Below are 10,654 nucleotides of genomic sequence, written 5' to 3' on the forward strand. Positions count from 1 at the left end.
ATAACATTCCATCGGCCAGATCCAGCATCATCCGGTCATGCTCTGCGTCAAAATACCAACGCCAGTTGTCATCGGGTTTGATTTTCATGGGGTGCCCTGTGGATTTACGCTGCGCTAAACGGCGCTCAAATTTAAAATATTGCTTTAAGGAAAAAGCTGAAAATTGTACGAACAGGACAAAATATAAACGAGCCGGAGGGAGAAATAAACCCCCCGGCCTGGGAAAGTGAGAAATGTCTTAGAGGTGAGTCACGATATCTTTAATTAAACCCGGACCTTTATAAATAAAGCCTGAGTATATCTGCACCAGCGTTGCGCCAGCCGCCATTTTTTCCCGTGCCGCGACCAGCGAATCAATGCCACCGACGCCAATAATAGGCAGACGTCCCTGCAGTTCCTGCGCCAGACGGCGAATCACCTCGGTGCTGCGCGACTGAACCGGACGGCCACTTAATCCCCCCGCTTCGTCGGCATATTTCAGCCCGCTCACCAGCGAACGATCGAGCGTGGTATTGGTGGCGATCACGCCGTCTATTTCGTGGCGCACTAAACTGTCGGCAACCTGGATCAATTCTTCTTCAGAAAGATCCGGCGCGATCTTCACCGCCACCGGCACATATTTCAGATGGCTTTCCTGCAGCGCCCGCTGTTTTAATTTAATCGCCGACAGCAGATCGTCCAGCGCTTCGCCATATTGCAGCGAACGTAATCCGGGGGTATTCGGTGAGGAAATATTGATGGCAATATAACCGGCGTGCGCATACACCTTTTCCATGCAGGTGAGATAATCGTCTTTGCCCTGCTCCACCGGCGTGTCTTTATTTTTACCAATATTGATGCCGAGCACGCCTTTAAAGCGCGCCTTTTTCACATTCTCAACCAGGTGATCGACGCCGAGATTATTAAACCCCATGCGGTTGATGATACCTTCCGCCGCCACCAGCCGGAACATACGGGGTTTGTCATTGCCCGGCTGTGCGCGTGGCGTCACCGTGCCCACCTCGACAAAGCCAAAGCCCATGGCGCCAAAGGCATCAATGCACTCCGCGTTCTTATCCAGCCCCGCAGCCAGACCCAGCGCGTTCGGAAAGGTCAGCCCCATACAGGTCACCGGGCGTGACGGCAGCGACTGACGAATCAGCCCTTCCAGCGGCGTGCCGCTGATGAAGCGTAACTGTTGAAAGGTGAGTTCGTGCGCGCGCTCTGGATCGAGCTTAAACAGCGCCGGCCGGACGATAGGATATAGCATGCACTCTCCTGAATGGCGGAAGCTTCGTGAAAGTCGGGTGCACGGGAATTTGTGCGCCAGAATGGTAAGGTGCTCTGGCGCAAAAGTAAATTACTCTGGGATGCAACAATTTGATCGGTATCAGCGTCGGGCGGAATAGCGTCCCAGACGATCGCGGCAGGCCTGCAAACCGCTATAAATCGCCGGGCAATACCACAGCAGTTTCAGTCGCGCGTTGTGCTGTAACACTTTACGCACCAGCTGATTCACCTGCGGCTGCCACTCGGCGGGCACCGTCATGTGATTTTTGCGGATTTGCGTCAGGCAGCCGTGCATCACCGTCTGGTAATAGTCATCCAGCAGCGCCTCATCGTACGGCAGTTGCTGCTGCTGCAGGAACTGCTCACTGCCGGCGCGGGCGATAAAGTAATTTTTCACCCATGAGAAGTCGCGCGTGCTCTGCGACAGTGAACTCAGCATAAAGCGTTTGTAGTAGTAGCTCTGGCTGGTGCAGTACAGCGCGCGCGCCTGCAGGTAGAGGGCGAACATAAAGGGCGCGTCTTCATGGTTCTGGATCGGCAGAAACTGCAGCTCGAGCTGGTCAATCAGGCGACGCGAGATGATGCTGCTCCAGATCACCCGATGCGCCGACTGATGCTGAATCAGCGTGCGCAGCGTGGCACTGCCGCCCGGCAGCAGGCCGCTGACGTGGCGCTGATGGATGGTCTGATAATGACGCTGCGGCGCTGGCAGGTCGAAAAACATCTTCGCGCCAAAGCAGAACAGATCAATCTCCGGGTGACGCGCCTGCACGCGGCGGAAATCGGCGAACAGTTCTGTCGAGACGAAGTCGTCGGCATCCATAAAATAGACGAAATCGCCGCTGGCTGCGGCCAGCCCCTTCATGCGCGCGGCACTGACGCCACCGCGTCCGCCACTCAGCAGCGTCACCTGCGAATGCTGCGCAGCAAACGCCGTCAGCCAGGCCACGCTGTCATCGCTCGAGCCATCATCAATAATGATGATCTCTTCCGGCGGCGATGACTGGCGAAGCAGCGACCCCAGGGTTTCCGGCAGCCAGGGCGCGCAGTTCCAGTTAGGGATAATTACCGAAACCGTCGGCGTGCGGCGTGATGTCATGCTCATCCTCTTTCCTCTGCGTTAACAAGCGGCGCGCGCAGGCGTTTTAGCACCAGGCTGTGTAACAGACAGCACACGCCAAGGTTAAAGGCCCCGATCAGCCCCAGCCACAGCAGGTTGATCCAGCGATTCTGGTTCCACTCAATCGGCAGCAGCGTGCTGAGCCAGGCAATCAGCGCCGACACCGCCCAAATCAGCGCTACGTCGCGCGTCAGCCAGCTGAAATGGATGCCCGGCGCAAAGCGGCGATGCACCAGCCACGCCCAGCCAACTAAATAGAAGATGTTCTGCCCCAGCCATAGCCAGCCGGTGCCCAGCGCCCCGTAATGGACGGCACACCAGATGTTGAGCGGCACCAGCACGATGGCAAAGCAGGTGAATCCCTGCATGTGCAGTTTCAGATTGCCGTTAACGTATTGCAGGTGATATAGCAGGCCGCAGATCGCCTGGATACCGCTGCCGAGCGCATACAGGCTAAGCACGAACGCCATCTCTTCGACAATTTGCGGTTTCTGCGTCCACGCCCACAGTAGCGGTCCGGCATAGCAGGCAATGGTGATGCTGAGCGGGGCCATAAAAATTGCTACCGCCTGGGTGGTATAGCGGTAGAGCTTCAGCGATTCGGCATCGCCCTGCTGACGGGTTTTCATGCCGGTCATGCGCGGCACAATCGCCTGCATAATCGGACTGCTCAGAAGCAGGATCCCGGTCGCGGCCGTGGCGACCACGGTGAACGAGCCGTATTCACTCAGTGGCAGGGTTTTTGACAGCACCAGCCGGTCAATCTGCGAAATAAAGGTCCACACGGCACTGGAGAAGGCGGCGCTCAGCGCAAAGCGGATAAAGGGTTTGAGCACGCCTTTGAGATCGTCGCGCTTCTCTTTGCGCGCTGCGCGGGGCACCAGCTGACAGGATTTCCAGATACAGCAGGCGGCTTCGGCAATCGAGACCAGCAATTGCCAGATAAAGAAGGTCAGCAGCGGATTCGGGAACAGCTGGATCACCAGTACCGCGCCAAAAGTACGCAGCGTGGTAATGATCAGGTTCACGCCGTTGAGCCAGACCTGATGCTCAAAACCGACAATCACGCTGCGATACGGGCTGGTACGCCAGCGAATCGCGGCGGTGATCACCATAATCGCCACGGCCACCACCACATCGCCGGCGGGTAAGTGCTGTGCATCCAGCCAGTGCGTGGCAATCCATGGCGTCGCCAGCCAGCCGAGCACCACCAGCACCAGGGTGGAGAACAGAAAGAAGCGGGTCAGCGTGGCAAACAGCGCCGGAAACCAGACAAATTCTGCCTGATTCGCCCGGTAGCGTGCCGCCTCGCGCATCAGCGTGGTTGAAACGCCCGCGTCGAGCAGCTGCAGCCAGGTCAGCAATATAGAAAAGAAGCCCACAAGACCGTAAGCTTCCATACCTAAATGCTGAATATACAGGGGAACTACTAAAATACCTGACAGCGTCAGATAGATCTGGCCAACATAGTTGGCAATCGCGTTACGTTTGATAGACATAAAAACTCTGGCGTCTGGGTATTTTTCTCAGTGTTAACAGCGTGACACAAAAATACCTCAGCGCCCACGGGAGTAATTCTTAAAATTAACGCTGGCGCTATCTCAGCGGCTTTTTCTCATTTTCATCAGTGAGAAATAGAGGTCGGGCTGTTTCAGTAACAGTTTTTCCATTGTGCTCTGCGGTGAAAACTGATCGGCAAAGTAGCGCACCGCGTGCCGCACATTATTAGAGAACTGCGTTTCAGCGTTTAATTCCTGCTGTACCAGCTGTAATAACCCGCTGCGTAAATAACTCTGGCGATAACGGTTTCGCTCCGGAATAAAGTGTGACAAACGGGTGACCTTTTCATACTCCGTCATAAATTGCTGATAGCTGGGTGGCGGATTAACCGTGGTGACCTCATGCTCAGCGCGAGCATCCAGCAGCCATACCGTTTGCGTATTTAACAGGCCGGCCAGCATCACATCCTGAATGCGTACCAGCGGAGCGGCATTTTTCACCAGCGCGGCGCGCAGGATGACCGCATAGTTATTCTGCTGCCACAGGCGCTGCGCCTGCAGCTGCTGGAACAGCTGCAGCGACGACTGCAGGCCGCTGCTCAGTGCGCGTGGTGCCAGTGAAACCAGCATGCAGTTGAGCTCCGGGCGCTGATGGCTGAGCGTTGCCACTTCCTGCAACAGTGCAGCAGAGGGCGCAAAGCCGTCGGCGGCAAACAGTAAGAACGCGTCGTCGCTGACGCTCTCCGCCGCTGGCTGTGGCACAGCGGTAAACTGGCTGTGCGCGGCATCCGGCTGCAGCAGATAACACAATAGTGGATTAACGTTATCAGCCGCGACGCGCGCGGGCTGAGCGGCAACCGGCTCAGCCGGGTGCACTAACAGAGCAGACCTTCCCATATTCCTCTCCCTAAAAATAATACTGAATAATGGCCAGACAAAAATCCGCCCAATTAAGGCGCAAATAAGGCAGTGACTTTTTTTTAGCGTAAGAAAACTCAATCAATTATAAACAGCCCGCCGACGGCATGACTATTGGCCCTTGCCAGACTGGCTGATAATTTACCGTTTATTGTTAAGCGCAACTGAAGCAATCCCGGCCAGAGTGCTGAAGTAATACGTAATATCGGTAACAGGAAACGCGTTAAACGGTGCGATTTTAATAAAACGCCACGCTTTGACACACTTACTCGCTAATTTGAGACCAGCTTAAAATGGAACATTCTAAACAGCCACTACGAAAAATCCTGGTGCCCGCTTTAAACTTACGTCAGCGTTTGTTTGCTACTCCTTAAATTACCTCATCTATTTCTTCTTAAGCCTGACGACAATGGCGCGCCCGGCGATATGTGTCGACGGTTACACCTCTGATTTAACCAGGCAACAGCGCTTTTAATCATTCTCACCCTGCCCGTGACGGAAGCCGCTAATGAAAACCCGGCAATCTGCGGGTGCAATTCAGATTAACCTTAGAGGCGCTTTTCCCTTCCTTTATAAGAGGGCGCTATTCCCGCCTGACGGCTATCCATTGCCGGATAAATCATTTACGCCTCGCCGCCTGCTCTGTCAGGATTGAATGCATCAGTTCTCAATAATTGCTAATCAATAACTTTCAGTTATAAGGAGTGACCATGCGGGTTATTACGCTGGCGGGGAGTCCGCGTTTTCCTTCACGTTCTACGGCGCTGCTGAGTGTGTGCCAGCGGGCGCTGGAAGCGCGTGGCGTTGAGGTGATTCCGTGGAATATTCACAACTTTCAGCCGGAAGATTTGCTGTATGCGCGCTTTGACTCACCGGCACTGACCGCGCTGAAAGCGGATTTAGCGCTCGCGGAGGGGCTGATCGTCGCCACACCGATTTATAAAGCCTCTTTCTCAGGTGCGCTGAAAACCCTGCTCGACCTGCTGCCAGAGCGGGCGCTGGAACATAAAGTGGTGTTGCCGCTGGCGAGCGGCGGCAGCGTGGCGCACATGCTGGCCGTTGACTACGCGCTGAAACCGGTGCTGAACGCGCTGAAAGCGCAGGAAGTTCTGCACGGCGTGTTCGCCAGTGATACGCAGATCACCCATTACGACCGCCAGCCTGAGCTGGATGCGCTGCTGAGCGAGCGCATTGATGAGGCGCTGGAAACCTTCTGGCAGGCGCTGCACCGTCGTCATCAACCCTATGCTCAGGCTGTATAAAGGAACTGCGATGAAAAGGATGTTAACCCGCTGGCTGCTGCCGACCGTTACCGCGCTGTTTGCCCTGACCCTCACGGCTCAGGCTGCCGAAGCGCCAGCACAATTCCGTATCGGCTATCAGAAAGGATCGGTCAGCATGGTGCTGGCCAAATCGCATCGGCTGCTGGAGCAGCGCTTCCCGACCACCAACATTCAGTGGATCGAGTTTCCGGCCGGTCCGCAAATGCTTGAGGCGCTGAACGTGGGCAGCATTGACCTGGGCAGCACCGGTGATATCCCGCCGCTGTTTGCTCAGGCCGCCGGGGCGGATTTGCTGTATGTCGGCTCGGAGCCACCGAAGCCGCAGGCTGAAGTGATTCTGGTGCCGAAGGACAGTCCCATCCACAGCGTGGCGCAACTGAAAGGTCATAAAGTGGCGTTCCAGAAAGGCTCCAGTTCACACAATCTGCTGCTGCGCGCGCTGGAACAGGCCGGCCTGAGCTTTAACGATATTCAGCCGATTTATCTGACGCCAGCCGATGCGCGCGCCGCGTTTCAGCAGGGCGATGTTGACGCCTGGGCGATCTGGGACCCCTACTATTCCGCTGCGCTGCTGCAGGGCAACGTCCGTGTGCTGGTGGACGGCAGTAAGCTGAACCAGACCGGTTCGTTCTACCTCGCCACGCGCAGCTTTGCTACCGAGCACGGTGACTTCGTGCAGCAGGTGCTGCACACCTTTAGCGAAGCCGACGCGCTGACGCGTAGCCAGCGCCAGCAAAGTATCGATCTGCTGGCACAGGCGATGGGCCTGCCGAAGTCAGTGATCGCCAGCTACCTTGACCATCGTCCTCCGACCACCATTACGCCGGTCAGCGCCCACACGGCGCAGGCCCAACAGCAAACTGCCGATCTGTTTTATGCCAACCATTTAATGCCGGTCAAAGTCACCATCGCCGATCGCATCTGGCAGCCACAGCCGGCCCGGCCATAAGGAAATTTATCATGAGCGTATCCGTATTCTGGTTTCTTCCCACCCACGGCGACGGCCACTACCTCGGTACCGCCGAAGGTGCGCGCCCGGTGGACCACGGTTATCTGCAACAGGTGGCGCAGGCCGCCGATCGCCTCGGTTTTGGTGGCGTGCTGATCCCCACCGGCCGGTCGTGTGAAGATGCGTGGCTGGTGGCCGCATCCCTGATTCCGGTGACGCAGCGCCTGCGGTTTCTGGTGGCGCTGCGCCCGGGGGTGATTTCCCCGACGCAGGCCGCACGGCAGGCCGCTACGCTCGATCGTCTCTCCAACGGTCGCGCACTGTTTAACCTCGTCACCGGCGGCGATCCGGAAGAGTTGGCGGGCGACGGTGTTTTCCTCGATCACCGCGAGCGTTATGCCGAATCCGCGGAGTTCACCCGCGTCTGGCGCCGGGTCAGCGAGGGTGAAACGGTTGATTACGAAGGCAAGTACGTCAAAGTGCGCGGTGCACGATTGATGTTTAAAGCGGTGCAGCAGCCACGTCCACCGCTGTGGTTCGGCGGCTCTTCAGATGCGGCGCAGGATCTGGCCGCGGAGCAGGTGGATGTCTATCTGACCTGGGGCGAACCGCCGGCGCTGGTCAAAGAGAAGATTGAACAGGTGCGCGCCAAAGCGGCGGCGCAGGGGCGCACGGTGCGCTTCGGCATTCGTCTGCACGTGATTGTGCGTGAAACCAATGAGGAAGCATGGCAGGCGGCAGACCGGCTCATCGCCCATCTTGACGATGCCACCATTGCTAAAGCGCAGGCGGCTTTTGCCCGCACCGATTCAGTCGGTCAGCAGCGCATGGCCGCGCTGCACGGCGGACGCCGCGATCGGCTGGAGATCAGCCCGAACCTGTGGGCCGGCGTCGGTCTGGTACGCGGTGGTGCCGGGACTGCCCTGGTGGGCGACGGTCCGACGGTCGCGGCGCGTATGCAGGAGTATCAGGAACTCGGCATCGAGACCTTCATTCTGTCTGGCTATCCGCATCTGGAAGAGGCCTATCGCGTGGGCGAGCTGCTGTTCCCGCATCTCGACCTGGCCGTGCCGGAAATCCCGCAACCCCGCGTGGTGCAGGCGCACGGTGAAGCGGTCGCCAATGATTTCACCCCGCAAAAAGTCGCGCAGAGTTAAGGAGTCGCATATGGCAAAGGTCAAGAAACAGCTGAGCAATGCCCTGCTGCCGTGGGCGCTGCCGGTGCTGCTGGTGGTGGTGTGGCAGATTGCCTCACAGGCTGGCTGGCTGTCGACGCGCATCCTGCCCTCGCCGGAGAATATTGTCATCACCTTCTGGCATCTCGCGGCCAGCGGTGAGTTGTGGCAACACCTCGCCATCAGCGGCTGGCGAGCGGCAATCGGTTTTGCCATTGGCGGTTCGATTGGCCTGATTCTCGGGCTGATTACCGGCACGTCGCGCACCGGCGAACGGTTGCTGGATACCTCGGTGCAGATGCTGCGTAACGTGCCGCACCTGGCGCTGATCCCGCTGGTAATTCTGTGGTTCGGCATCGACGAGTCAGCCAAAATTTTTCTTGTGGCGCTCGGCACCCTGTTCCCTATCTACCTCAATACCTATCACGGCATACGGAATATTGACCGCGGCCTGGTGGAGATGGCCCGCAGCTATGGTCTCTCCGGCTGGAGCCTGTTTATTCAGGTGATTTTGCCGGGCGCGTTGCCGTCAATCATGGTTGGCGTGCGCTTTGCCCTCGGTCTGATGTGGCTGACGCTGATCGTGGCCGAAACCATCTCGGCCAACTCCGGTATTGGTTATCTGGCAATGAACGCCCGTGAGTTTCTGCAAACCGATGTGGTGGTGGTCGCCATCATTCTCTATGCCCTGCTGGGCAAACTGGCCGACGTGACGGCACAGCTGCTGGAGCGTGTCTGGCTGCGCTGGCATCCGGCTTACCAATTGAAGGAGGAGAACGCATGAGCAACGCAACGCTAAGCCCGGCGCGCCTGAACCGCGGTACCCCGGTGGGCGTCAATGGCGTCACCAAGCAGTATGGCAATCGCACCATCCTGAATCATATCGATTTACATATTCCGGCCGGCCAGTTTGTCGCGGTGGTCGGCCGCAGCGGCTGCGGTAAAAGTACCCTGCTGCGCCTGCTGGCCGGGCTGGAATCCACCACGCACGGTGAATTGCTGGCGGGCAACGCGCCGCTGGCCGAGGCGCGCGAAGATACCCGCCTGATGTTTCAGGATGCGCGTCTGCTGCCGTGGAAGAAAGTGATCGATAACGTTGGCCTCGGTCTGAAAGGCCGCGAGTGGCGCAGCGCAGCGCTGGAAGCGCTGGCGGCGGTCGGTCTGGCCGATCGTGCACATGAGTGGCCGGCAGCGCTCTCCGGCGGACAGAAACAGCGGGTGGCACTGGCGCGGGCGCTGATTCATCGTCCCGGCCTGCTGCTGCTCGATGAACCGCTCGGCGCACTTGATGCGCTGACGCGCATTGAAATGCAGGGCCTGATTGAGTCGCTGTGGCAGCAGCATAATTTTACCGTGCTGCTGGTGACGCACGATGTCAGCGAAGCGGTGGCGATGGCCGATCGCGTATTGCTGATTGAAGAGGGTCAGATCGGGCTGGATTTGGCGGTGGATTTACCGCGTCCGCGCCGCAAAGGATCGGCGCGCCTCGCCGAGCTGGAGGCCGAGGTCCTGGATCGGGTGATGAAGCGGGGAACCTCAGAGCAGCCCCTGCAGTTCGCGCAGCAGCGTTAATTCAGGACGCGCGATAAATCGCGCCGCTACAGAGGATTGCAACTCTTTGTAGCGGCGCAATTTATTGCGCATTGTTTTCTTACGCGTTCAGCGCTTTGGTGATCTTCTCATACAGATCGCCGGACAGATTCTCCAGCCCTTTCAGCGTCTCCAGCGCCTGACGCATCAGCGCCTGACGGTCGGCATCATAACGCTTCAGACGAATCAGCGGCTCAATCATGCGCGCTGCCACCTGCGGGTTGCGGCGGTTGAGATCGGTCAGCATCTCCACCAGGAACTGGTAGCCGCTGCCATCTTTGGCGTGGAAGGCTGCCGGGTTGGCCGAGGCAAACGCGCCAATCAGCGAACGGATGCGGTTCGGGTTACCCATGGTGAACGAGCGATGCGTCAGCAAGCTACGTACCTTGCTCAGCACGTCAGCCGCCGGGCTGGTGGCCTGCAACATAAACCACTTATCCATCACCAGACCATCCTGATGCCAGCGCTCGTCGTACGCCGCCAGCAGCGCATCACGGCACGGCAACTGCGCCGCCACCGCCGCTGACAGCGCGGCCAGCGCATCGGTCATGTTGCTGGCTTTGTCGTACTGCGCCTGCACCAGTTTGCTGGCCTGCTCTGCGTCCGCAAACGCCAGATAGCTCAGGCAGACATTCTTCAGCGCGCGCTTGCCGATCTCGGCATGCTCGACTTTGTAGTCGCTGCTCTGGTTGGCGAGATACACCGCGTAAAACTCATCGCTCAGCTCATTCGCCAGCGTGCGCACCAGCGCCGCGCGCACGGCGGCAATCGCCAGCGGGTCGATCACCTCGAACAGTTCGGCGATCTCGTTCTCTGACGGCAGCGTCAGGATCACATGACGCAGCTGGCGC

The 10,654-nt window shown here is 58.2% G+C and carries 10 protein-coding genes and 1 pseudogene; 5 read left to right on the top strand and 6 right to left on the bottom strand.

What is annotated here, in order from left to right:
• The 5 genes and pseudogenes from ERD80_RS18085 to ERD80_RS18105 all read right to left on the bottom strand — a co-directional run.
• Nucleotides 1–88, bottom strand: a pseudogene (locus ERD80_RS18085) (cell division protein ZapC domain-containing protein); the annotation flags it as partial.
• A 150-nt stretch (nt 89–238) separates the two neighbouring features.
• A complete protein-coding gene (pyrD, locus tag ERD80_RS18090) occupies nt 239–1,249 on the bottom strand; it encodes a quinone-dependent dihydroorotate dehydrogenase (protein WP_021508317.1) in 1,011 nt (336 codons plus the stop codon).
• A gap of 120 nt (nt 1,250–1,369) precedes the next feature.
• Complete coding sequence (locus tag ERD80_RS18095) at nt 1,370–2,374, bottom strand: glycosyltransferase family 2 protein (protein WP_136547946.1); 1,005 nt, start codon at nt 2,372–2,374, stop codon at nt 1,370–1,372.
• The gene (locus ERD80_RS18100; protein WP_136547948.1) at nt 2,371–3,888 is read right to left on the bottom strand and encodes a lipopolysaccharide biosynthesis protein; all 1,518 of its coding nucleotides are present in this window, start codon (nt 3,886–3,888) and stop codon (nt 2,371–2,373) included. Before ERD80_RS18100 ends, ERD80_RS18095 begins: the two co-directional genes overlap by 4 nt.
• Nucleotides 3,889–3,990: 102 nt before the next feature.
• Nucleotides 3,991–4,785 carry a hypothetical protein gene (locus tag ERD80_RS18105; RefSeq protein ID WP_031279850.1) on the bottom strand — a complete coding sequence of 265 codons (795 nt, stop codon included), beginning with the start codon at nt 4,783–4,785 and terminating at the stop codon, nt 3,991–3,993.
• A gap of 731 nt (nt 4,786–5,516) precedes the next feature.
• Here ERD80_RS18105 and ssuE point away from each other — a divergent pair.
• From ssuE to ssuB, 5 genes are read left to right on the top strand one after another with little or no spacing between them, the layout of a single operon-like run.
• The gene (gene ssuE / locus ERD80_RS18110) at nt 5,517–6,068 is read left to right on the top strand and encodes an NADPH-dependent FMN reductase (RefSeq protein ID WP_021508321.1); all 552 of its coding nucleotides are present in this window, start codon (nt 5,517–5,519) and stop codon (nt 6,066–6,068) included.
• Between the two features lie 10 nt (nt 6,069–6,078).
• On the top strand, nt 6,079–7,038 hold the full coding sequence (locus tag ERD80_RS18115) for a sulfonate ABC transporter substrate-binding protein (RefSeq protein WP_136547950.1): 960 nt from the start codon (nt 6,079–6,081) through the stop codon (nt 7,036–7,038).
• A gap of 11 nt (nt 7,039–7,049) precedes the next feature.
• A complete protein-coding gene (gene ssuD / locus ERD80_RS18120) occupies nt 7,050–8,195 on the top strand; it encodes an FMNH2-dependent alkanesulfonate monooxygenase (protein WP_104092777.1) in 1,146 nt (381 codons plus the stop codon).
• A gap of 10 nt (nt 8,196–8,205) precedes the next feature.
• On the top strand, nt 8,206–8,997 hold the full coding sequence (gene ssuC / locus ERD80_RS18125; protein WP_021508324.1) for an aliphatic sulfonate ABC transporter permease SsuC: 792 nt from the start codon (nt 8,206–8,208) through the stop codon (nt 8,995–8,997).
• A complete protein-coding gene (ssuB, locus tag ERD80_RS18130) occupies nt 8,994–9,785 on the top strand; it encodes an aliphatic sulfonates ABC transporter ATP-binding protein (protein ID WP_021508325.1) in 792 nt (263 codons plus the stop codon). Before ssuC ends, ssuB begins: the two co-directional genes overlap by 4 nt.
• A 79-nt stretch (nt 9,786–9,864) precedes the next feature.
• Here the strand turns inward: ssuB and ERD80_RS18135 are convergent.
• On the bottom strand, nt 9,865–10,654 hold a 790-nt coding region (locus ERD80_RS18135; protein ID WP_136547952.1), incomplete at its 5' end, for an aminopeptidase N C-terminal domain-containing protein.

The organism is Pantoea sp. R102, assembly GCF_004916815.1.
Classification (GTDB): domain Bacteria; phylum Pseudomonadota; class Gammaproteobacteria; order Enterobacterales; family Enterobacteriaceae; genus Pantoea; species Pantoea dispersa.

What these genes read in the sequence shown, in the direction of transcription:
- ssuB (WP_021508325.1), top strand. Translation starts at nt 8,994, where the DNA reads ATGAGCAACGCAACGCTAAGCCCGGCGCGCCTGAACCGCGGTACCCCG.
- ERD80_RS18115 (WP_136547950.1), top strand. Translation starts at nt 6,079, where the DNA reads ATGAAAAGGATGTTAACCCGCTGGCTGCTGCCGACCGTTACCGCGCTG.
- ssuD (WP_104092777.1), top strand. Translation starts at nt 7,050, where the DNA reads ATGAGCGTATCCGTATTCTGGTTTCTTCCCACCCACGGCGACGGCCAC.
- pyrD (WP_021508317.1), bottom strand. Translation starts at nt 1,249, where the DNA reads ATGCTATATCCTATCGTCCGGCCGGCGCTGTTTAAGCTCGATCCAGAG.
- ssuE (WP_021508321.1), top strand. Translation starts at nt 5,517, where the DNA reads ATGCGGGTTATTACGCTGGCGGGGAGTCCGCGTTTTCCTTCACGTTCT.
- ERD80_RS18105 (WP_031279850.1), bottom strand. Translation starts at nt 4,785, where the DNA reads ATGGGAAGGTCTGCTCTGTTAGTGCACCCGGCTGAGCCGGTTGCCGCT.
- ssuC (WP_021508324.1), top strand. Translation starts at nt 8,206, where the DNA reads ATGGCAAAGGTCAAGAAACAGCTGAGCAATGCCCTGCTGCCGTGGGCG.
- ERD80_RS18095 (WP_136547946.1), bottom strand. Translation starts at nt 2,374, where the DNA reads ATGAGCATGACATCACGCCGCACGCCGACGGTTTCGGTAATTATCCCT.
- ERD80_RS18100 (WP_136547948.1), bottom strand. Translation starts at nt 3,888, where the DNA reads ATGTCTATCAAACGTAACGCGATTGCCAACTATGTTGGCCAGATCTAT.